This is a genomic window from Chroococcidiopsis sp. CCALA 051 (assembly GCF_003015105.1).
Taxonomy (GTDB): Bacteria; Cyanobacteriota; Cyanobacteriia; order Cyanobacteriales; family Chroococcidiopsidaceae; genus Chroococcidiopsis; species Chroococcidiopsis thermalis.
On the sequence record NZ_PYCI01000114.1, the window covers coordinates 1 to 22720 of the forward strand.

The following is a 22720-nucleotide window of genomic DNA, read 5'->3' on the forward strand; positions in this document are numbered from 1 at the left end:
AGATGTGTATAAGAGACAGCAACACGATCCCCCCAACCCCCCTTCACAAGGGGGGCTAATAGTAAGTAGTCAGTAGGGTGGGCAACGCCCACCTTGACTGTAGGTTGAGGCTAATAATAAGTAGGGTGGGCAACGCCCACCTTGACTGTAGGTTGAGGATTGCGTTCGATAAAATATGCCCACTGTCCGACTTCGACATTCAGTCAATTGGCATTCAGTCAATTTGAGTTTGTTTGCCTTGTTAGTACTGCTAATTGCGATCGCCACAGTACTATATACATCTAGCGAACGTAACTTTCATTGGTGGATTGATTGGTATTACAAAACTATCGAGGTTGCTAGCGCCTTTCGTCAATCTCCCATCGCAGGCATTAGCAACTTTTTGCAGTCGCTAGGAGCAGAACGAAATAAAATTTACACTCTGCCATTAGTGCCATTTATCCTACTATTTGGCGAGTCGCGATTAGTCTATCAAATTGGTTTAGCACTCGTTTATTTACTACCCTTTTCCCTGGTAATGGGAGGTTTGGGGACGCGATTGATCGCAGCCAATTCTATAGCTGTTTTTTGGTCAACGGCAATTTTTAGTTTATTAATTCCTATCAATTGGATACCAACTTTTCTTGGCATTCCAGATACGGGAGGGGCTGTATTAATTGGGCTAGCAGTTTGGATTTACTTGCAAAATATGAGGCTCAAACGTTGGTGGCGCGTGCCAGCGATTGGTGTCTTATTAGGAGCGGCGATTCTATTTCGTCGTCATTTTGCTTACGGGGCGATCGCTGTTTTAGTTGCAATGTCTCTGCAAGCATCGATATTTTTCTGGACTGCTAAACGTATAAAACCACAATTAGCGTGGCAGAAATTGCGGCAAGTTGCAGTAAAGATTGGGCTAATTGCTCTCATTTGTTTTATTACTCTTGCGGCGATCGCTTGGCAGTTTACTTATAACGCGCTAGTTACAGATTATCGAGGGCTGTATGCTTCTTGGAGTTTCCCAATTGATACAATTGTCGAACTCTATGCTGCTTATTTTGGCTGGGCAACGCTCATACTTGCCGCACTCGGATTTTTAGCAGGAATTTTGACTCGTACTCTGTATCTTCCAGCATTTAGTTTCATCTGGCTGTTTGGCGTAGTCTCAGTAGTAGAATGGTTGATTCTCTTGCGCTATGCCAATGTGTTTTATTGCCTCCATTTGTCCCCAATTGTGGTACTAGGGTTAGCTAGCGGTGTTTGGACGGCTTACTTGAAACTCAAGGGAAATTTTCGTCATCTCGCTCTGGGCATAGTTGTTTGTTACCTCGCGAGTAATTTAGCGATCGCCCTAACTCCCATTGGCAATTTCCAGCATTCACTTCGTTCCCTATGGACGTTGAATATTCCTCCCTTAGTCCGGGCAGATTACGATGAGGTGATTCGGTTAGTCGCTTACTTACGTCAAATTGCGACTAATAAAAAGCCAATTTATATTGTTGGTTTCCAGCGGTTGCAGCTCAACAGTGGTATGGTGCGGGCAGTCGAACGTAGTGTATACAAACAAAACGAGCGAGATAATTTACTGTTGCTAGGCGTGCCTCAAGTTGATTCTCAAGATTTTTATCCTGTAGAAAGACTTTTACAAGCAGAGTATGTCGTTATCCCTCACCCATTACCAAATTTTGAGAGTGACTTTACTAAAGTTCCAGTGGTAGGGGAGTGGCTACCTCTGAGAGAGCATGATGTTGTTACAGTTGTCTCTAATGCTTTTCGGCAAAATTGGGAAATAGTCAAAGATTTTCAGCTTTTACCCGTACAGTTTCGCTTAGCTGATGGTGCTGTTGTGAGTATTTATCGGCGTTTGCGTCCCACTTCCATAGAAACAGCAATCCAAACCCTTGCCACCATGCAACAGAAAATTGGGCAGCGTCCAGGGGGACAATGGGATTGGATGAGTTTGAGTCATCTATGGCAAGATAACAAAGTGACTAAAAACATCACTCGTACCTATAGATTAATAGCGTATTCCGTTCTAGGAAGAGGAACGCAACCAATATCATTCTTGTCTTTGGGAACTTTATCCCAGCGCACCCAAGTCACAGGTAAAGTGACTCTATTTGGCAAAACCTGTAATGGTGCTACGCTCACCTTAGAAACACGCGATCGCCAAGGTCAACTCGTCAGCGCGATCGCATCGCAATCTTTCACCAGTAAATCTCGCGAAATTCAAGTATCGTTGGCTAGTCAAAATCCAGAACCAACTTATTTAGTATTAAACGTTCAAACGAGCGATAAAAATGATTTAATCAAAAGTTGTATTGTAGACATCAATTCTTTAAAAATATCTAACTTCTGACTCCGGACTTCCCTCTTATGGAAAATCAAAGATTACAAAGAGAACAACAGTTTCATGATGCTTGGGCTGCGGTAATTGATGTTGAGGGAATTCGGGTAGCCGACTATTTTGAAGCTTGCACGTCTCCTGAAAATCGATTTATTCTCAGACAGATGGGAGACGTGCAAGGAAAAAAAATCTTAGATTTAGGTTGCGGTGCTGGCGAAAACAGCGTTTATTTTGCTAAAAAAGGGGCGTTGTGTGTCGCGGCTGATTATTCTCCAGGTATGGTAGAAGTTGCTTTAGATTTAGCAGCTAAAAATGGTGTAAAAATTGAGGGACGAACGATGGATGCATCTGCTCTAGATTGTCCCGATAATTCTTTTGATTTTGTTTACGCTGCCAATTTATTGCACCATATTCCCGATCCCCACACTGCTATATTGGAGATGCATCGAGTGCTTAAGCCTGGGGGAAAAGCTTGCTTTTGGGAGCCATTAAAACACAATCCCATTATCAACGTTTACCGTCGAATTGCAACTAAAGTTCGCACAGAAGATGAAATGCCGCTCGATATTGCGATCGTCAAGTTTGTCGAACGCAATTTTTCTCATACCAATTACGATACTTTTTGGATTGCTACACTCTGGATCTTTTTGCAGTTTTATTTAATAGAAAGAGTCGATCCAAATAAAGAACGTTACTGGAAAAAAATAATTATCGAACATCAGAGATTAGCTCCAGCCTATTTACGTTTAGAAAAGTGGGATAAGCTGCTGAAAAAAATCCCTGGCATGAAAAGATATGCTTGGAATTTGGCAGTTGTGGCAACAAAATAATCAGTCTAAAAAGACGAACCTGGCTGTTGCAAAAACTCTTCTTCTTCTGGGGTAGAGACTCGCTCTAAAATTTTGTTGCGGTGGGGAAAGCGTCCGAATCTTAAAATGACTTCGCGGTGACGCAAGGCATAGGTAATTGCATCAGCACTATCAGGATCGTCGCTCAGCTGTTGAAATAGAGCTACAGAACGATTTTGATCCTCTAGGTTTTCGCTGTGTTCAAAAGGACAGTAAATAAACCAGCGTTGTACGGGTAATAATTCGCGATCGTAGCCTTGGGCTACGGCATACTGTGCGGTAGATAGGGCTTGCCAGTCAGTCGCGAAAGCTTGAGGTTTACCGCGAAACATATTGCGAGGAAACTGATCGAGCAGCAAGATCAAAGCCAGACAGCTGAGGGGAGAACTTTTCCAGGTGTCTAAATTCCCTGCTGCGGCTTGTTCGTAATCGCTCAGAAAGCGGGCTTCCACTTCTCGATCGAATTCAGGCTTTTTAATGAACCAAATCTGTCTTGGTTTTCCATAACTAGCCTGTTCGGGAGTACCAAACCAAAAATCTAAAATTCTTTTTGCCTGTTCTGATGACATGGCTGACAAACAACTCTATTGATTCTTACAAATCGCTTGCCTCATTTTCCGCATATTTTCTGGTAATTCAAATTGCATCGCTTGTTGAATAAAAATCGATGGAATTGGAACGTTAGGCGTAGCTTGTACGGCATAAGTGAGTAAAGTGCCAATTCCGCAATCTTGCAGGTTTAAATCTGCTGTAAAGTCGGTGAAAGTACCTTTTTCCATGCGAAACTGAATGCGCTGCTGGACTTCCTCAAACACGTTTAAATAGATTTCAACTTGAGCAGTGAAAATGAGAAACGCTTTGCGGGCAACTTGATATAAGCGCTTCACCTCACCTCGCTGCAAGACTTCGCTCTGGATCACGTCGGGAAAATATTGTACCCAACGAGGATAATCGGTAAGCTGCTGCCAGACTTGCGATCGCTGCATTGGTAGATACATACATGCTGTCACAGCCCCGCCCCATGTCGAATGAGAGCGCGTTTGAACTAAAATTTCCCCTCGCATCAAAGCTGTTTGCTCTGTCTGACCGATCGTCGTACCTATATACATTGCTGTCATACTAACTTCGTTATTCCTCACACTTATGCACTTAGCGATCGCAAGCAGTATACTGCTTACTCTACCTATAGTTTTGTTAAGAGATGGTGAACATACTATAAAGGTTCCCCAAATTTTGCCAAAAGCGATCTGTCGTAGGAGAATTCGGAATTTGGAATTCGGAATTCGGAATTATTTCTGTTTTAGTTTTCGGGTGGAGGTGACGAGAATACCAACAATTTCTGATGCTTCAGTCAGTAAAGGCTGAAATTTGTTGAGTTTAACCATACCAGATTCAATGAGGATTTCTAACCAGTACTCAGTTTCACGGGCTTCTTTGAGTGCAATTTCTAACTTGCTCAAAAAATCTTTGTCTGATTGTGCCGATTGCGCTTCGCGGACATTTGCACCAACACTTGTACCGCTCCTCAACAGCTGCCTAGATAAAGTTCTACATACTCCTGGCTTTTCGTCTAAAAAGCTACAAGCCTTAATCACTCTAATTGCAAATTTCTGTGTTCTCTCAGTAATAGGAGTATAGTTATTCATGTCTAAATCTAAACTTAAGGTATAATTTTATACCTATGTATTTAGATTCGTCTTGAATTCCAAATTCCGAATTCCAAATTCCGAATTCCGAATTATCTTGGAACAGGAACTTGATTTAATAAATTAGTAATTAATGTTTCAATTTGAATGCCATCGAGTAAACTTTCTGGTTTGAGGATGAGGCGGTGACGCAGCAGAGGTGGAGCTACAGCTTTGACATCATCGGGGGTGACGTAATTTCGTCCGGCAAGCCATGCGGCGGCTTGACTGGTTTGCAGCCAAGCTACGGCACAACGAGGGGAAGCACCCAAAGTTAAATCGGGATGTTGGCGCGATCGCTGTACTAAGGCAAGGAGATAGTCTAAAATTGGCTCTGCTACTTGTACCGATTTGACTGCCTGACGTGCCTGTAAAACCAACTTCACGTTAGCAACGGGTTCAATTTGAGCAATATCTAGCCGTCGAGATTGAAAACCCTTTTGGCTGTTCAGCAGCATTTGCTTTTCATGTTGGCGATCGGGATAGTCTACCGTTAGTTTGAATAAAAATCTGTCTAGCTGAGCTTCTGGTAAAGGATAAGTTCCCTCAAATTCCAAGGGATTTTGCGTGGCGATCGCCCAAAATAATTCTGGTAGCGGCAAGCTTTCACCATCCAAAGTCACTTGCTGTTCTGCCATTGCTTCTAATAAGGCGGCTTGTGTTTTGGGTGGCGTGCGGTTTATTTCATCTGCCAACAAAACTTCAGTAAATACGGGTCCCTTTTTCAGCGTAAAACTGCGACTGTTAAGGTCGAGAATATTCGTACCTGTGATATCGGCAGGTAAGACATCTGGTGTCAGTTGCACGCGGCGAAATTCTGCTTGAATAAGTTGCGCCATCACTTTCACCAGCAGAGTTTTTCCCGTACCTGGTACGCCTTCTAAAATGACGTGTCCTCCCGCTAGCATTGCCACCAATAATTGTTGTACTAATTGAGATTGACCGACAACAACTTGGTTGAGGGCTTCACTGAGGCGATTTAATTCAGCGCGGAGTTCGGGCATGAGAAGGGGTAAGTAGGGATTAGAGTAGGGGCGCACAACTGTGCGCCCCTACTGAAAGAAACGTGATAACTAATCAGGTTTAACATAACTGCGGATGGTGCGCCATTGTTTTAACCAATTTAATAGGTCTTTGTCACTGGGGCGGCGCTTTTGCCCATGCAGCCGCAGCAATTGTTCGAGTTCAGTAGGCGATCGCCCCGTTTGCTGTACCCATGCTTGAATCAGTGCTTGCCGTTCTAAGGGAATTTGTCCGAGTCCCAAGGCTTGCTGGAGTTGTTGTTGCTCGGCGTTACCAACTGTATCTATGACAAAATTGCTGGCTTGGGCTTTTTGCAGCACTCCTGCTAAAGCTTCAATATAAGCAGTGCTATTGTCTGCGATCGCTGTTTTGAGAGTAGCTGGTTGCCCGAAACGACGATTGCTAGCCAGAATAAACACAAATAGCACGATCGCGGCTTGAAATAAGGCAGCAGCTAAGGGTTTTTGTGCCAAATAAGACAGAAAATCTCTTTCACCCGGTTCTCTTACCTCTTTATCTCGGTAGCCGTGAATGTATTCGTCTACCCAGAGCGATCGATCGCCTTGAGTCACAAGTTGAGCTAAGTATTTATAGTTATTGGGATAGTCTTGGTAGGCATTTGCTGCTAAATAAGGGGTGACACAGAATATGACCTGTCCTTCACCAATTTTTTCTTGCCATACAACTGCACCATAGCGATCGCCCAATAGCGATCGCTGTTGCTGGTTTATCCCTGCTCTGCGCCGCGTATCGATTTTAATGTTAATTAACTCGTTGTTTTGTTGCTTGGTGCTGAACTCAGCTGGTGTGACTGGCTGGGGTACGCCCAAAATTATCAAAGTGTTGCCTCGTTCTACCCACTGCTTTTCTACGTAATTCAAGCCAGAATTTGGTTGGCTGAGGACGCGCAGCAATGTTATTTGATTTTGTTTGCTTAACTCGCTGGATGGCTTTTGCCAGCGCTTGACAGGCGTGCCTCGGTTTTGCATGTATGCATACCAAGCTCCATATCCATCGGGACTGCGGCTATAGGTAGAGCCAAGACGCGAAGGATTATTGGGTGCAGTAACTAGACTGAGAAAGACGATTGCCGCGATCGCGATCGCCCCTATCCACCATCGACGATGTAGATTTTTCACGCTCCACCTACCAGGAAAAGAATTCGCAGCTATACAAACTCAGTCTGCCCCGGCGGACGTTTGTGTAGTGCCATTCTAGTCTGTGCGCCTAATTGAATTTGTGCAATAGATCTATTCTTGTCTGGCAATATCTCGATATGCCTGCTGACATCGTTCAAATGTTTCTGATAAGACCTCACCATCGCTAAAGCATAATTGCTCGTGGGTGGTAATCAGCGTGCGGTAAGACTGAAACTGGGGTAGTTGTTGAACTAATTGCAAGTATTCTCGATCTGTGCGGCTGGGTTGATGGCGAGCGATCGCTCGTTCGTGCAATAGTTGTAACGTTGCCATATACAAACAGCGACAAGCTTCACGATAGTCACCTTGATGGAAATAAGCCTGCGATCGCCTTAACCAAGCTTCGACTGGCATTTCACTGGTTTTAGCAGTCGTCTTTCTGCCAACAACACGCCTAGTCCTTAATTCTATGAAATAAGGCTCCAAGCGTCGCCACACATACCTCACTAGCCATAGCAACAAAGCGATTGCTACTATCCAGGCGATCGCTTTTAATCCCTCAACTAACCATGAAGGAATGCTTTCTGGCAACTGGGGAATATTTTTATTCAGCCTCATCGTTTGGAGTTCGAGCCATTCCCCTACCTGTTGCTGTAATTGAGATAACTGCCAACCTATGCTGTTTTTTTCAAATTCGCCTTCTTTCATTGGGAGTCGGGGAGGTGAGAGGAAACAGATATTTTTGCCTTTTAACTTTTAACTTTTGACTTTTTCTTCAGACTTTATCAGTATCCACCCTGCGATCGCTAAGATAGCGCCTAGAACGAGAAAACTGATATCCCAAATTAACTCATTAGTCCCTGGTTTGACATGGTGAATGCCGAGAATTTGATGGTCGATTAATCCCTCAAAGAAGTCGAACAATCCTACGCCTAGCAACAAAGCACCAAAAAAAGTTTTGCCCGACCAAAACACGTCTTTTTGTTCGCCTGCCCGCCAGAGTAAAAATATTCCTAGTAAAGTTAATATCCACGTAGCAGCATCGAAAAAGCCATCCCACACCATGTTAACTTTCATTTCTGCAACAGTGACAGTCGGTCGAACGCTGCTGAGCATATGATGCCATTGCAAGATTTGATGGAGCAATATACCATCAAATAGTCCGCCAGTTCCCAAACCGAGGATAATTCCAGCTGCAATTAAAGGATTGCGCTGCGTGCGAAGTTGTTTCGCTTCCATTTTCATTCCTCTGCGACAGTTCACTTCACGATGGCAGTCCACTACGTGAATTTCTTCTGTCTGACGGTAAAGATAAGGGGGCGATCGCAAACTAATACAAACTAATACAAAAGAACCAATACAAAAAGCTGAAGGGAAGATATTTCTCTCCTTCAGCTTCTTAAGATGCAAACTAACTTGCGTATCTGGTCTTGACTCAAAAGAATAAATACTATAAGTCTAAGTGACGAGTGGGAATTGCCCACCCTACCATACCTCTATGCCTTTAGTTTTGACTTTTGACTTTTAACCTTTGACTTTTTCTAGTAGCTTCTCGAAGACTCGCGGCGGTTATAGCTACCTCTGCTGTTACCTGTTCTACTACCACCTTCCTCGCGCGGCTTGGCTTTATTCACCTTTAGGACTCGTCCCATCCATCTAGCGCCATCTAGCTCCGAAATAGCAGCTTCTTCTGCGTCTTCTGTTTCCATTTCAACGAAACCAAAGCCACGCGGACGACCACTTTCTCTGTCTATAGGTAGCTGTACTCGTGTCACAGTGCCGTAATCGGCAAATACCTTAGTCAAATCTTCTTGGGTAACGTCATATGACAAGTTACCTACATATATGGACATTCCTACTCTCTCCTGAGTCCGAATCGTTGTCGAGATGACGGTTCGGAGGAGCATCTGAATTAGCAAACACAAACACAACTGCCGAATCTACTCTCTATTTTAGAGTAGCATAAAATCGCTGTAACTTATACTGGCTGCGGGAATGATTAGTTTACTTTCCTCAAATGATTAGTATTACCTATGGTGCAAACCTTGCTAGCTCGTTCACATTTTGTTACAAAAGGAGAGTATGGATAACTTCTACAATCGCGTAAACTTATGTTTGGCGGATTAACTGGTTTTACTAATCCTACTGGCACTGATTGGGGCGAGCAAATGCTCAATACTGTTGCCAGCAAGACAATTCGTCACTTATTTACACAAAGTGAGTCGGTAGAAGTTGCCGTTCGTTGTTATCCTTCGAGTAAACTCTTGCAAGGTAGCATTGATAGCTTCAAGATGAGCGGTCGCGGTTTGCTGATCCGGCGTGAATTTTGGGCAGAGGAGATGTCGTTTGAGACGGATGCTGTAGCGATAGATTTCAGCTCTGTTCTAGGTGGTAAACTTGCCCTCAAACAACCGACTCAAGCTGTAGCTCAAGTGACGCTATCAGAAGAAGGAATTAACAGGGCGTTTGAAGCAGAACTGGTGAAAAAACGCCTGCTCAATTTGACTTTACCTAGTTTGACTGAATTATCTGGTGGCAAGCCAGTCTCGTTTCAGGAAGTTCGGGTAGAGTTATTGCCGGAGAATGAAATTAAGATCTGGGCTAAGGCAGACTTATCTCAAGAGGAATTAGTACCAGTTAGCCTCACAGCAACTTTAGGTATTGAACGGCGGCGACGAGTACAATTTCAAAACCCTAGATTTGAAGTAGAAACGCTACCAGAATCTCAACGAGAGACTTCTCTGGCTTTAGCACGAGCTTTGGCAGAAATTTTGAATAATATGGTCGATCTCGATCGCTTCGACTTAGATGGCGTTACCATGCGGCTCAACCGCTTAGAAACTAAAGGCAAGTTGTTAGTTTTTAGCGGCTACGCTCAGATCGAGCGCGTACCAGGAAAAGGATAGAGCGTGTAGACTAGCTCTACACGCTCTATTGTTTTAGCGTCCTACGCCAACGTAGTAGAATCCAGCTTGTTGTAGAGCTTCGCGATCGAGGTAGTTACGACCGTCAATCATGACGGGGTTAGTCATCAACGATGCCATCTTGTTGTAGTCGAGATTGCGGAATTGCTGCCAATCAGTGACGAGGACTAGAGCATCGCAGCCATCGGCAAGGCGTTCGGGATCTGTTTCTACCAAAACGCCCGTTAGCCCGTGACGCATTCCAGATTGGGCAACAATTGGATCGTAGGCTTTTACCTTTGCTCCTAAGCGGTTGAGATGCTCGATTAAATTGAGAGCAGGAGCATCGCGCATATCATCAGTATCGGGTTTAAATGTCAGTCCCAATAGTCCGACTGTTTTCCCTTTGAGGATCTTGAGTACCTGCTGGAGTTTTTCTACTGCAATTAAACGCTGGCGTTGGTTAACGCTAACAGCAGCTTTGAGCAGATGAGTATCGTAGCCGTAGTCATCAGCAGTATGAATCAGCGCTGAAACATCTTTGGGAAAGCAGGAACCACCCCAACCAATGCCTGCTTGCAAGAACTTATTACCAATGCGGGAATCTAAACCGATACCTTTAGCAACTTGGGTCACATCTGCACCGACGCGATCGCAAATATTGGCAACTTCGTTAATAAAGCTAATTTTAGTGGCTAAAAATGCGTTTGCTGCATACTTAATCATCTCTGCCGAACTAATATCGGTGGCGAGAACTGGTACGGGGGGTAAAGACTTGTCTTCGGCGTACTGGCGCTCGATAATTGGAGCGTACAGCTCTTGCATCATGGCGATCGCTTTGGAGCTGCTACCACCCAAAACAATGCGATCGGGGTTAAAAGTATCGTATACGGCGCAACCTTCACGCAAAAACTCAGGATTGCTCACGACATCAAATGCAGGGACGCTTTCCAAAGTCGTGACTTCGCCACCACCAGCGCCAACTAACACCTTCTGGCGTTCGACAATGCCATCGAGAACGATCATTCGTACCCAGTCACCAGAGCCGATTGGTACTGTAGACTTGTTGACGATTACTTTATATCCACCATCCAAATGAGCGCCAATGCTGCGGGCTACAGCCTCAACATAGCGAGTATCGCTTTCTCCAGTTGGTAGCGGTGGAGTACCGACAGCAATAAATAAGATTTCTCCATGTGCCACACCGCCACCGATATCTGTAGTAAACTCTAGAGTCCCTGCTTGCATTGCGCTATGCATGATTTCAGTCAACCCTGGTTCAAAAATCGGAGACTGTCCGGCTTTCATCAGCTTGACTTTCTCTTCATTGTTGTCCACGCAGATGACGTGGTGTCCGATGTGAGCTAAGCAAGCACCTGTAACTAAACCGACATAGCCTGTACCAATTACGCAAACACGCATATTACTTGTGTCCTCAACAGTGTATGGGTGATAGAAGTCTAAGATGTGAGCTTGGGCATGGAGTGCGAACGATGCAAGTATATAGGCGATCGCCCATTCTCCTAGCTAGACAAATAGTTACTAGGAATTACTAGCAATTCCCGCTTCGCTATAAGTTGTTGGCTGCGGTTGCTGCAAGCGCTGCCGAAAATCTTCTACTGTCAGTTTTAATCCTTCTGATAGAGGCAAAGTTGGTTCCCAGCCCAGCCAGGTTTTAGCACGGGTAATATCTGGGCGGCGACGGCGCGGATCGTCTTGTGGAAGGGGCGCAAATTTAATTTCTGCTTGAGGGTTTACCAGATTGCGAACTGCTTCAGCTAGTTCTAGAATGGTATACTCGTCTGGATTGCCTAGATTGACAGGACCAATTTGCTCTCCATTCATCAATCGCATTAATCCTTCTACCAAGTCAGACACGTAGCAAAAACTGCGAGTTTGAGAACCATCACCATACACCGTCATCGGCATATTCTTCAAGGCTTGTACGACTAGGTTACTCACAACTCGTCCATCGTTTTCTAACATGCGGGGACCGTAGGTGTTAAAGATCCGTGCCACGCGAATATCGACATCGTTTTGTCGATGGTAATCAAAGGCGAGAGTTTCAGCAATGCGCTTGCCTTCGTCATAACAAGAGCGAATGCCAATTGGATTGACGTTGCCGCGATACTCTTCAGTTTGCGGGTGGATTTCTGGATCGCCATAGACTTCTGATGTAGAAGCTAGCAGAAATCTTGCTTTGACTCGCTTTGCCAGTCCTAGCATATTCAACGTTCCCATCACATTAGTTTTGACGGTTTTGACTGGGTTGAATTGGTAGTGAACGGGAGACGCAGGACAAGCCAGGTGATAAACTTGGTCTACTTCTAGGCGAATGGGTTCGGTGATGTCATGACGGATTAATTCAAAATAGGGATGATCCATCCATTTCAAGATGTTACGCTTGTGTCCGGTGTAGAAGTTGTCTAAGCAGATAACTTCGTGTCCCTGTGCCATTAATCGGTCGATCAGGTGAGAACCTATAAATCCAGCGCCGCCAGTGACCAAAATTCTCATAGATTTTCTTGTTAGTTACAGCTGTCTTAACTAGACTCGTTAAGTATTTTTTTACCAGAGCCGTGCTTTTATGACAAACGATCTGTGATGCACTCTTGCATACAGCAGTTCGATTGGCAGTGCCGAACGGGAAAGTCGAGCATACCAACACACATGCTTAGTTGATTATTCCCTAAGTTAAACAAAAACTAACGATCGCTAGTTACAAAAACCATGATAGTAGGACAAAATTCACGAAATCTAAAAATAATCTTTATAAAATTTGTTGTAATTATGTGCTATGTAATACCAGTTGTCAGGTATCAGTTATCAGTGTAGAGACGTTACATGTAACGTCTCTACACAGTTATCCTCACTCCTCGCTCCTCACTGGAAAGCTGGCTGGTTGTGGTTCGCCTAGCATGATCAAAGAACAAGCGATCGCTCCGATCAACTGGGTTGTCGTGTCGGCGATTGTTAAACCGCCAGCACTCGTTCGTCGTCTAGTGGAACGTATGACGACGAGATCGCAGTCCCTTGCTGCTTCTAGAATTGCTTGAGTGACGTTAGGGTGAGGCTTAATGCGAATTTCTGGGTGGTCTGGTAAAGCCAGCTTATCAACCAACAGAGAGAGTTGCGATCGGATCCAAGCGACTCTGCCTGGAGTTGTATTGCGATCGCAGATGTGTATCAAAACAATATGCGCTCCATTTGCTGCGGCTAACAAACTGACAAATCTCAGGACGCTAACCGCTTGCGGTGTAATATTCTCTACTGGGACTAAGATTTGTCTAAATTCTTTGGGCGATTTGAGTAAGCGGCTAACAGCTACCGGACAGTGAGCTGCCCATAAAACGCTATCGATGACATTACCAAATAAGCGGGCGCGTAAACCAGTGCGTTGTCCCCAGCCCATGACAATTAAACTAGCGTGTTGCTCTTTGGCAGCGCGACTAATTCCTTGAGCGATCGCATCGTCAATCCTTAATAAAGGTTCTGCTTCTACTCCTAGTTCGCGGCTTAAGTTGGTGGCATTTTCTAGTAGGCTATCGCCGCGTTTAAAGGCTGCTTCTAATTGGGGTGCATCCATATGAGCGGTAGCTTTGGCGATTGCTAGAGGAAGGATTCTACCCTGAGCTTGGCGAGCGAGTAAAGCTGCCATTTCAATTAAGTAACGCTCTGTCTTCGGGTTATAAACGGGAACCAAGACACCAAATGGGTGTGTTGCCGTTTCGCCTGTACTCCAATAAGGCGATACTGGCTCTGGTTCTAATTCTTGGGAAGCATCGATCAAGGTAGGGGCTACCCGACTCGTGACTAGTGGTCCGAGAGTTGCGGTTACGAGTAACAATACGATGACGCTGTTTAACACCTCTTTAGTCAACAATCCTGCTTCGTAACCTACTAGCGTAGCTGCTAGAGTTGCTCCTACCTGTGGCACTGATAAAGACCACATGGTCAGCATTTCATTCCACTTGTAGCGATAAATCAGTTTGGCAAAATATGCTGCTAAAAACTTACTAACGATCAGACCAGTGACAATAGCTAAAGTTAGCGTGATGGAGTTAACGCTGGCAATGAAAGCGGGAATATCGATCAGCAATCCAAGGCTGACAAAGAAAATTGGAATAAACAAGACGCTGCCGACAAACAGCACTTTTTCTTTGACTGGTCCTTCTCCAACAGCATCGTTCACCGCCAAGCCAGCCAGGAAAGCGCCGACAATCTTTTCTACGCCAATTAATTGAGCGCCTACTGCGGCAAGAAATACTGCTAGTAAGACAAATAAAAACTGATTGCCCTGATCGTCGCCCGAACGCTTGAAAAATTCTTTACCTGCGCGATCGAATCCAAACAAAACTACGATTGAATAGATGACCAAAGAGCCAATTAAAGTGGCTAATCGGGTAGCAGAGAAATCACCCTGATGAATAGCTACACAAATGGCTAGTACTAACAACGCACCAATATCGGTGAAGATAGTCGCCCCAATCGTAACGGTGACAGCTTCATTTTTCACGACTCCCAAGCGGCTGACGATCGGATATGCCAGCAAGGTGTGAGAAGCAAACAGGGAACCAATGAGGATAGAAGTGTTCCATTTACCAGGAAAGAACAATAGCCCTACTGCTGTGCCTACAATCAAGGGAACTAAGAAAGTAAAGCTACCAAAAGTTAACGAGCGATTCCGTGTTTGCCGAAATTGCTCCATGTCAATTTCTAAGCCTGCCACAAACATCAGATAAACTAACCCGATTTCTGGCAGCAAATCCATTGGTGGCGCTCCCCGCTCTAGTACCCCTAACCCTTGGGGACCCAGCACTACCCCTGCTGCGAGCAATCCGACTAATCCTGGGACTTTCAAGAAACGCTCAAATAGCAGCGGTACGAATAAGATGACTAACAGCAGAATTAAAAATGGAACTATCGGTTCTTTAGTAATGCTTTCAGAGGCTGGCGCAGCAGCAAATAAGTGTAGTAGCCGTTCCATGTGTACCATGTCTGTTCGAGCAGGCAGCGATCGCGCCAGAATAGTAAATAAATGGCAGGGAATTATATCCTACCCTGCCAGCGAGTGAAAATTCATTCTGAAGATAATGGACTTTTTCTCTAAAAAATACCTATCTAGAGAGGGATTCATTTAAACACGGTTAGGTATTAACGAGCGGTAATTAACTGTTAGTTGCGATCGTTGGTGAAAGTAAAATTTCCCATTCTTTTTTTAGATTGCCAAACTGATTAATTTTCAACTACTGCTATTTTATTTATCTATGCCTAGTAACACTTATCACAGTTCGAGTGCAGAAATGCTAGTTAAAAAGAAAATTGATGCAGTAAAGACAGCTACTACTTGAGGCGCAGTTGTCTAGATTGTTAGACTTAGTATATTTAAATACGATACTCAACGAATTCGCTCGAAGACTAAATCTGAAATTAAATGCGAATGCTCCAGCTCAGGGAGTGAAGTTGAAAACTATTAGTGACAGGAGCAGATTGACACTTAACTCGCAAGGCTTCGCACGCGAGTCGCGATCGCGTTTTTCCAAACAGTAGAAATTCCCTTTTGACTCTCAAAGAATTTTTCAGAAGATCGAGTTCATTTAAAACCAGCATTACGCCAGAAAAAATATTATTTGCATGTAGTTAAGCCACAAAAAAATTACACGATTTTTAGATAAGTCTATTTCTAAAAATACACGCAATCGAAAAGATTGCGGTCTCCATTTTTAAAAAAGTTAAATAAATCAGGTAGAAAAAAGTCAAAATGATAATTGTGAAGACAAATAATTTTGGTCGAAGCTTTTTAGCTAAAATCTGCAATAAACAAAGTTGTTAAGATCGCCCAGGTTGTTTTTATTAAAAAGTAAGTTTAGCAGCGATCGTCCCCATCTTTAGTTATATAAGTAGACTCTAATATAACCTCCCTATTGATAGAGCCATGATTCCAACTTCGGACTGAGGAAAAAACAGCTATAAAAGTGAAAACTATAAATGCATAGCACGAATACCAAAAATAACAAAAATTTGTGTTTGTGCCAGAAGTATTGTTGATACCTAAAAATAGGGGGTAAGAAAATGGCAGTAGGTCAACACAAGCGAGCTGTCGGTGTGTTTGCCAATCGCCACGATGCGGAAACTGCGATCGGGGAGCTAAAAAGTGCGGGATTTCCCATGCACAAGGTCACGATTATTGCCCAAGATGCAGATCGCAAAGCCGATGTTGCTGGCGTAAACGTTCAAGATAAAAACCAAGCTGGCAACAAAGCCGATGAAGGTGCAACCGCCGGAGCGCTCACGGGTGGAACTTTGGGAGGTATAACTGGTTTACTCGTGGGTCTAGGCGCTTTGGCAATCCCTGGAGTCGGTCCCATTATGGTAGCTGGGGAGTTAGCTACAGTTTTGACGACTACAGTAGCAGGTGGTGCGATCGGTGCGGCTGCGGGTGGTCTTGTTGGTGCTTTAATCGGTTTGGGAATTCCAGAAGAACGCGCTCAAGTTTATAGCGATCGCGTCGATCGAGGCGATTATCTCGTGATTGTCAAAGGCTCCGATGAAGAAATTGCCAGAGCAGAAGCAATTCTCAACCATCGTGGGATTGAGGAATATGGCGTGTACGACGCTCGCGATGTCGATACAACGCCCTCTGCTATGCCTATGGGGAGCAGTTCTACAGGCACAACTGCCGACTATACTCCTGCCGCTACAGGAATGCCAGTTGGTTACAGTGCTGGATATATGCCAGGGATGACTCCAACCGCAGATTATGCACCAGGTACGGTCGCGCCCGGAACTGTCACGCCTACGGCAGATAGATCGCTATATCGTAGAAAGCGTGCTGTAGGTGCATTTACCAGCCGTCACGATGCAGAAACCGCACTTAATCAATTACGGGAATCTGGTTTTCCGATGGATAACGTGAACGTAGTATCCAAGAACGCAGACCGGATCGATAATATTGCTGGTGCAGATGTAAAGAAGAATGTTGGCAATAAAGCTGACGAAGGCGCAGCTGCCGGAGCATTAACTGGTGGCGCTATTGGGGGAATTGGCGGTCTTTTAGTTGGTTTAGGCGCTTTAGCGATCCCTGGAATTGGTCCAGTTATGCTTGCGGGTGCAACAGCAACAACCATAGCTACCGCACTTTCAGGTGGTGCTATTGGTGCAGCAGCAGGAGGTCTTGCGGGTGCGTTGGTTGGTTTAGGCATTCCTGAAGAACGCGCCAAAGTTTACAACGATAGACTCTCCCGAGGAGATTACCTAATTTTCGTAGACGGTACGGAAGACGAAATTCGTCGAGCTGAGTCAGTTCTGCATCATCGTGGGATTCAAGAATGGGGGATTTACGATGCACCCGATGCCGATACTCCTCGCCGGAGCGAATATGCTGCCACAGACACCCGCGACACCGTTCGTGGAGATGATGTCATTGACTCCGATACTCGGCGTACCAATTACGATCCAGGTGTAGTCGATCCTAACGACCCTAAAGTCATCATCGTTGATAAACGCGACTCGACTCTATAAGCGTTGCGGTTGACAGTTGACGGCTGAATGTTAACCGTTAACTGTCAACAGTTACTCAATCAAATTGTTTGAACTACTTTCCATTGAGAGACTGAGAAATGAAAAGATTATTTCCATTATTACTAGGTGGCTTTATTGCCCTTAGTGCATTTGGGTGTGAAGCGGGTGTAGAAAAAACCAGTACCGAAGCTCCTAATTCAGCTAATCAAACTGGTGAGGTAGCTGACACCGAAACTGCTAAGCAGAATCAAGAGGATGCCACTGGCGAAATTCGCAGAAAGCAGTTAGACGCTGATATTAGAGCTAGAGAGCAGCGCAACAACGCTACTGGGGGAGATGCTCAACGAGCTGACGCAGATTTAGAAAGCGAAGTCCGTAGCAAGTTAGAGGCAAATTTACCTGCAAGCCAATTAGCGGTTGAAGCTGAAGACGGAGCCGTGAAAGTTTCAGGTACAGTGCCGACTCAAGAGCAACTCGATCGCATTGAGCCTCTGGCAAGGGAAATTAAAGGGGTACAGCAAGTGAGCGTTAATGCCCAAGTTGCCCCAGCACAGCAAAAACCAGAAAGCTAATAGTTCCAGCATACAAGGCGATCGCCTCTTTACTCAAGATAGTAAAGAGGCGATCGCTTTATGGTCATGGATTTAGATTTAGATGATCTTGGCAGCTCGCAGACCGAATAATAAACCTACAGCCAGAGCGAAGAATCCACCTAAAAAGCCGATGTAAGCAATAACTCCCAACATTTCTGTAATTTTCCCAAAAATAACTAAAACTATTGAAACATTTATTGAGATAGAATACAGCCTACAGTTATCAGTGACCAGTGACCAGTGACCAGTGACCAGGGAGCAGGGGGAAAAGGGAGAGCTGAGGGAGAGTCTCGGAGCAATTACAACTCACAAGTCGCGCATTCGCAAGTCACAATTAATTCCGAATTCCAAATTCTTCCCACACCCCACACCCTTTCTTCACGCACTACGCACCGATAACTGATAACTGATAACTGATAACTGATATGCATGTAATTGACGTAAATACACCTCAGCAGGCTTATAAAATCGCGATCGCAGCACCAGGATTGGATCGTCTGGGTGAGTTGATGAGCGAACTCAACCTGGGGAAAAAGGTTTTGCTGGTTTCTAACCCAGCGATTTTCAAACAGTATGGGGAAAGGGCGATCGCTTCTTTGCAAGCGGCTGGTTTTGATGCCACTAGCTGTATTCTTCCAGCTGGAGAACAATATAAAACTCTCACTTCAGTTCAAAAAATCTACAATGCAGCCCTAGAAAAGCGCTTAGAACGGTCTTCAACCTTGGTAGCTTTGGGTGGTGGTGTGATTGGCGATATGACGGGTTTTGCCGCTGCTACGTGGCTGCGAGGAGTTAATTTCGTTCAAGTTCCTACTTCTCTGCTAGCAATGGTAGATGCAGCCATTGGTGGGAAAACTGGCGTGAATCACCCTCAAGGCAAAAATTTGATTGGGGCATTTCATCAACCAAGATTGGTTCTCATCGATCCGCAAGTCCTGCAAACTCTCCCTGCAAGAGAATTTCGCGCGGGAATGGCAGAGGTAATCAAATATGGTGTGATTTGGGATGCAGAGTTATTTGTCCAAATGGAACAGAGTAAGCGCCTAGATCAAATGCGCTATTTGGGTGCAGATTTACTTCAGAATATTCTCAACCGTTCTTGTCAAGCAAAAGCTGATGTGGTGAGCAAGGACGAAAAAGAAGCAGGACTGCGAGCAATTCTTAATTACGGTCATACTATCGGTCATGCTGTAGAAAGTTTGACTGGTTATCGTGTCGTCAATCACGGGGAAGCTGTAGCGATAGGAATGGTAGCCGCTGCTCAAATTGCTGTAGCACTAGGAATGCTTTCCTCTGAAGATGCTATTCGTCAAGATGCATTGATTCAGAAAGCTGGTTTGCCTACACAGTTACCAACAGGGATAGATATTGAAGCAATTATAGATGCTTTGCAAACTGACAAAAAAGTGAAAGACGGGAAAGTAAGGTTTATTTTACCTACCCAAATTGGTGCGGTTGAGATTACCGATAAAGTGACAGCAGATCCAGTTCGCCAGGTGCTACAACACATGCGATCGGTTGGAAAATAAATTGCTTAAAATAATTGAAAGTTGCCACTGTGCTTGTATTCTTGAATTTTTTTTAATACAGGCATATCTGTTAACATTAAAGGAGGCAAATGCTTCAAATCAAAAAAATCTAATGCCAACGATTCCCCATCCAAACAAGCTAGACTTCCCTCCCACTCGGTAGCGTGCAGAATTAGAATCAAGTTTTGAACGCGATCGCCATTTGGATATGCTACGGTTTCTATTTTAGGGTTAGAACTGAATCCCACCGCTTCAAAGCGTTTAACATATAAAAATGTATTGGTTAGGTTCGTAGGAATTACCAAAATTGCTGGTCGAAATGCTTCTTCAATATTTCTGAGATTACCGCAAAATTAAAAATAAAGCGACCGCCTTCACTGCAAAATTATTGAGTTTGTTGTCGTTTTAACTTTTAACTTTTGACTTTTGACTTACTTAACGTTTTGCTACCTTTAAATACGCTGTCGGATCTTCTGCTACCCAGCCTAAATCAGAAGCGTAGCGGATTTCAAAATGTAGGTGAGGTTGAGTAGATGTAGGACTACCTGTAGTCCCTACTGCCCCTATTACCTGCCCCGATTTTACAGTTTGACCAGCTTTAACTTTTAGATCTCTCAGTTGAGCGTAACGGCTTTGTTTACCCTCTTGGTGGTTAATGACGACTAAATTGCCATAAGCCCCTTGTTCGCCAGCAAAAGCCACAGTTCCCGCCCCTACTGATTTCACAGGAGTTCCAATGGCGGCTTCTAAGTCTAAACCACTGTGAAAGAAAACTTTTCCCGTACTAGCATTCAACTGCCAGCCATAAGCCAAAGCTACTGTCGCTGCTTTTGGCAAAGGATACTCTGTTAGAATCCCTTTGGCAGTATTAGAAGGCGGCTGGGGCGACCAATTCACCCCAGGAACGAAAACCTCTTTGGCAACTGGTTGACAGCCGTTGGCTTCAAACAAGACATCAGAACGAACTTGATACCTTTCGGCTAGCTGCTGCCATGTTTCTCCTGGCGTGGCATTGACTTTGATGCCGTTATAGGGAGGAATAACTATCTTACTACCAACTGGCAACTTTCCCTTTGGCAGATTACGACTTTGCAAAATGGGATTCATTCCGATCAGAGTAGCTGGAATAAGATTGTATTGTCGAGCTATGCTGTCTAAAGTATCGCCTGGTTTGACTGAATGGCGAATTAGGCGAGATAAAGCAGCTGGGGGACAAGTTGTCGTCTGACTAGTGCCGTTCGGATTGGCTTGAGCCATTATTGGAATAACACATTCTAAAAGTGTTGCTAGTAGGAGTAGCCTCCAGCACGAAATCTTAAGGTGGAAGGCGTGTAAGGCTATTGCTCGATCGCACTTAGTAATTAGCATCTACGTTTCTGGCTATAGGCGCAAAATTTATGGGTTTGTCGTTAAAAACACTGGCTTTCTCTTCTACTTTACTTGTCTTGGGTGGCAGTGCTGGTTTTTGGGGCAGTCGCTATGTCGATTTGCACTTCTCTCCCCAACCAAACACGATTTCTGTTGCCGTACCACCAACTACTTCAGGAGGACAAACACCTTCAGTGGGAGGATTAGCAGTCGCAAGCGATCGCAATTTTATCGCTACTGCCGTCCAGCAAGTGGGACCAGCTGTCGTGAGAATTAATGCGACCCGTAAAGTTGCCAATCAATTACCCGAAGCATTTGACAATCCTCTATTCCGCCGCTTTTTTGGCGGACAGAAACCGATCCCCGACGAAAGAATCGAACGCGGGACTGGTTCTGGATTTATTCTCAGTCCTGACGGTCGGTTATTGACCAATGCCCATGTCGTCTCCGAGGCAAGAACGGTTCAAGTCACGTTGAAAGACGGTCGCACATTTGAGGGCAAAGTTGTCGGTGTCGATCCGGTCACGGATGTTGCTGTTGTCAAAATTAACGCTCGTAATTTGCCGCGAGTCAAGCTCGGTAACTCAAAAAATTTAATTCCCGGGCAGTGGGCGATCGCGATCGGCAATCCTTTAGGCTTGGATAACACCGTCACGATTGGCATTATCAGCGCTACCGACCGCACGAGCGCCCAAGTTGGCGTACCGGATAAGCGCGTTACATTTATTCAAACTGATGCGGCAATCAATCCTGGTAATTCTGGCGGACCCTTATTAAATACTGAAGGGGAGATCGTGGGTGTCAACACGGCAATTCGTACCGATGCTCAAGGACTCGGTTTTGCCATTCCGATTGAAACTGCTGCCCGCGTTGCCAATCAGTTATTTAGCAAAGGACGCATTAGCCATCCTTTTTTGGGGATTCAAATGATCGATTTAACCCCCGCATCAAAAACTGAAATCGCTCAGGAAACCGATTTAAAGATTGAAATCGATTCTGGCGTACTCATCGTGCGCGCGATCGCTAAATCTCCGGCGGCTCAAGCTGGGCTGCGGGCGGGAGACGTGATTCAAAAAATCAACGGCAAGACGGTAGCTAAATCGTTGCAAGTTCAAGAACAGGTGGAATCAACGACCTTGGGAACAACTTTGACACTAGAAGTTAATCGCCAGGGTGCGATTCAGACTTTTCATGTCAAACCAGGTGCTTATCCTGCCGACGAACTCAGTTAGGCTTGTAGCGCTTAATCTCCACCATTAGACTCTTGAGGCGAGGTAGCGGTATCAGCTAAATTTTCTAGCTGCATTCTTTGTTCCATTTGCCGCAGAAAATATCCTGTCATCATGGCTGATGCTAAAATTCCTGCTAGATTCTCGCGATCGGTCACGATTTTCACGTTGAATTGCTCTGAAGGTAACATTCCTACCAGCCCTTGGACGTTTTGGGAGATGATTTGTTGAATGTCTGGGCTGACAGACTTAGCAACGCGGGCTAGAATTTCCGGCGATTGCTGTTGGAGATATTTCAACAATGAGTTAGCTTGCGTTTCTTCGCGATCGCTCAAAAAGTCAGGATTAAAGGTCATAAGCAGTGTCTTGTTGCTGTAGTATCGAATCTATGGGATTGAGGATTTTTCTATACTAAAAACTAATAACTAAGTGCTAACATTTAGCTATTGTAGCTTTCACGCTATGGCAACTCACTTTCTTTACCTGCGCTGGGAATGCGGTTTGCTTTACCGCTCGGTCAAACTTTCCTGCCTGGGTAAGAGCTAGAACCATTTTTGGT

General features: G+C 44.7%; 23 protein-coding genes. 8 read left to right on the plus strand and 15 right to left on the minus strand.

What is annotated here, in order from left to right; all coding sequences use genetic code 11:
* Positions 1-175 precede the first annotated feature (175 nt).
* On the plus strand, positions 176-2335 hold the full coding sequence (locus C7Y66_RS22695; protein ID WP_106547340.1) for a hypothetical protein: 2160 nt from the start codon (positions 176-178) through the stop codon (positions 2333-2335).
* Between the two features lie 17 nt (positions 2336-2352).
* A complete protein-coding gene (locus C7Y66_RS22700) occupies positions 2353-3153 on the plus strand; it encodes a class I SAM-dependent methyltransferase (protein ID WP_106547341.1) in 801 nt (266 codons plus the stop codon).
* 5 nt (positions 3154-3158) lie between these two features.
* Here C7Y66_RS22700 and C7Y66_RS22705 read toward each other — a convergent pair whose 3' ends face one another.
* From C7Y66_RS22705 to C7Y66_RS22740, 8 genes are all read right to left on the minus strand, one after another.
* On the minus strand, positions 3159-3740 hold the full coding sequence (locus tag C7Y66_RS22705) for a DUF924 family protein (RefSeq protein ID WP_015155939.1): 582 nt from the start codon (positions 3738-3740) through the stop codon (positions 3159-3161).
* Between the two features lie 15 nt (positions 3741-3755).
* A complete protein-coding gene (locus C7Y66_RS22710; RefSeq protein WP_106547342.1) occupies positions 3756-4289 on the minus strand; it encodes an SRPBCC family protein in 534 nt (177 codons plus the stop codon).
* 171 nt (positions 4290-4460) lie between these two features.
* Complete coding sequence (locus tag C7Y66_RS22715; RefSeq protein WP_106169451.1) at positions 4461-4817, minus strand: four helix bundle protein; 357 nt, start codon at positions 4815-4817, stop codon at positions 4461-4463.
* Between the two features lie 92 nt (positions 4818-4909).
* On the minus strand, positions 4910-5860 hold the full coding sequence (locus C7Y66_RS22720) for a MoxR family ATPase (protein ID WP_106547343.1): 951 nt from the start codon (positions 5858-5860) through the stop codon (positions 4910-4912).
* Between the two features lie 69 nt (positions 5861-5929).
* On the minus strand, positions 5930-7018 hold the full coding sequence (locus C7Y66_RS22725) for a DUF4350 domain-containing protein (protein WP_106547344.1): 1089 nt from the start codon (positions 7016-7018) through the stop codon (positions 5930-5932).
* 111 nt (positions 7019-7129) lie between these two features.
* The gene (locus C7Y66_RS22730) at positions 7130-7726 is read right to left on the minus strand and encodes a DUF4129 domain-containing protein (protein WP_106547345.1); all 597 of its coding nucleotides are present in this window, start codon (positions 7724-7726) and stop codon (positions 7130-7132) included.
* Positions 7727-7774: 48 nt separating this feature from the next.
* Complete coding sequence (locus tag C7Y66_RS22735; protein ID WP_106547357.1) at positions 7775-8257, minus strand: DUF2243 domain-containing protein; 483 nt, start codon at positions 8255-8257, stop codon at positions 7775-7777.
* Positions 8258-8559: 302 nt separating this feature from the next.
* Positions 8560-8871: an RNA-binding protein gene (locus C7Y66_RS22740; RefSeq protein ID WP_106547358.1), complete on the minus strand. Its 312-nt coding sequence runs from the start codon at positions 8869-8871 to the stop codon at positions 8560-8562.
* A 258-nt stretch (positions 8872-9129) separates the two neighbouring features.
* Here C7Y66_RS22740 and C7Y66_RS22745 point away from each other — a divergent pair, with 258 nt between their 5' ends.
* Positions 9130-9924 carry a DUF2993 domain-containing protein gene (locus tag C7Y66_RS22745; protein ID WP_106547346.1) on the plus strand — a complete coding sequence of 265 codons (795 nt, stop codon included), beginning with the start codon at positions 9130-9132 and terminating at the stop codon, positions 9922-9924.
* A gap of 33 nt (positions 9925-9957) precedes the next feature.
* Here the strand turns inward: C7Y66_RS22745 and C7Y66_RS22750 are convergent, their stop codons facing one another.
* The 3 genes from C7Y66_RS22750 to C7Y66_RS22760 form a co-directional block, all read right to left on the minus strand.
* On the minus strand, positions 9958-11343 hold the full coding sequence (locus C7Y66_RS22750; RefSeq protein WP_106547347.1) for a UDP-glucose/GDP-mannose dehydrogenase family protein: 1386 nt from the start codon (positions 11341-11343) through the stop codon (positions 9958-9960).
* 120 nt (positions 11344-11463) lie between these two features.
* On the minus strand, positions 11464-12438 hold the full coding sequence (locus tag C7Y66_RS22755; protein WP_106167315.1) for a UDP-glucuronic acid decarboxylase family protein: 975 nt from the start codon (positions 12436-12438) through the stop codon (positions 11464-11466).
* A gap of 352 nt (positions 12439-12790) precedes the next feature.
* Positions 12791-14908 (minus strand): cation:proton antiporter, encoded by a 2118-nt coding sequence (locus C7Y66_RS22760; protein ID WP_233222806.1) that lies wholly within the window; start codon positions 14906-14908, stop codon positions 12791-12793.
* A 1085-nt stretch (positions 14909-15993) separates the two neighbouring features.
* On the opposite strand from C7Y66_RS22760, the gene C7Y66_RS22770 reads away from it, so the two are divergent.
* Both C7Y66_RS22770 and C7Y66_RS22775 read left to right on the plus strand, forming a co-directional pair.
* Positions 15994-17442, plus strand: a complete 1449-nt coding sequence (locus tag C7Y66_RS22770; protein WP_106547350.1) for a general stress protein — start codon at positions 15994-15996, stop codon at positions 17440-17442.
* A 98-nt stretch (positions 17443-17540) separates the two neighbouring features.
* Complete coding sequence (locus C7Y66_RS22775; RefSeq protein ID WP_106547351.1) at positions 17541-18014, plus strand: BON domain-containing protein; 474 nt, start codon at positions 17541-17543, stop codon at positions 18012-18014.
* Between the two features lie 78 nt (positions 18015-18092).
* Here the strand turns inward: C7Y66_RS22775 and petL are convergent, their stop codons facing one another.
* Complete coding sequence (gene petL / locus C7Y66_RS22780) at positions 18093-18188, minus strand: cytochrome b6-f complex subunit PetL (RefSeq protein ID WP_015155924.1); 96 nt, start codon at positions 18186-18188, stop codon at positions 18093-18095.
* An 87-nt stretch (positions 18189-18275) separates the two neighbouring features.
* On the opposite strand from petL, the gene C7Y66_RS31300 reads away from it, so the two are divergent.
* Positions 18276-18434, plus strand: coding sequence for a hypothetical protein (locus C7Y66_RS31300; RefSeq protein ID WP_158265982.1), 159 nt, complete (start codon positions 18276-18278; stop codon positions 18432-18434).
* A 26-nt stretch (positions 18435-18460) separates the two neighbouring features.
* Positions 18461-19564: a 3-dehydroquinate synthase gene (aroB, locus tag C7Y66_RS22785; RefSeq protein WP_106547352.1), complete on the plus strand. Its 1104-nt coding sequence runs from the start codon at positions 18461-18463 to the stop codon at positions 19562-19564.
* Positions 19565-19569: 5 nt separating this feature from the next.
* Here the strand turns inward: aroB and C7Y66_RS22790 are convergent, their stop codons facing one another.
* A complete protein-coding gene (locus tag C7Y66_RS22790) occupies positions 19570-19869 on the minus strand; it encodes a hypothetical protein (RefSeq protein WP_106547353.1) in 300 nt (99 codons plus the stop codon).
* Positions 19870-19999: 130 nt separating this feature from the next.
* Positions 20000-20821 carry a M23 family metallopeptidase gene (locus C7Y66_RS33270; protein WP_199197584.1) on the minus strand — a complete coding sequence of 274 codons (822 nt, stop codon included), beginning with the start codon at positions 20819-20821 and terminating at the stop codon, positions 20000-20002.
* A 140-nt stretch (positions 20822-20961) separates the two neighbouring features.
* Between C7Y66_RS33270 and C7Y66_RS22800 the strand changes: the two genes are divergently transcribed.
* The gene (locus tag C7Y66_RS22800; protein WP_106547355.1) at positions 20962-22164 is read left to right on the plus strand and encodes an HhoA/HhoB/HtrA family serine endopeptidase; all 1203 of its coding nucleotides are present in this window, start codon (positions 20962-20964) and stop codon (positions 22162-22164) included.
* A gap of 11 nt (positions 22165-22175) precedes the next feature.
* Here C7Y66_RS22800 and C7Y66_RS22805 read toward each other — a convergent pair whose 3' ends face one another.
* Complete coding sequence (locus tag C7Y66_RS22805; protein ID WP_106547356.1) at positions 22176-22517, minus strand: DUF760 domain-containing protein; 342 nt, start codon at positions 22515-22517, stop codon at positions 22176-22178.
* Positions 22518-22720 lie beyond the last annotated feature (203 nt).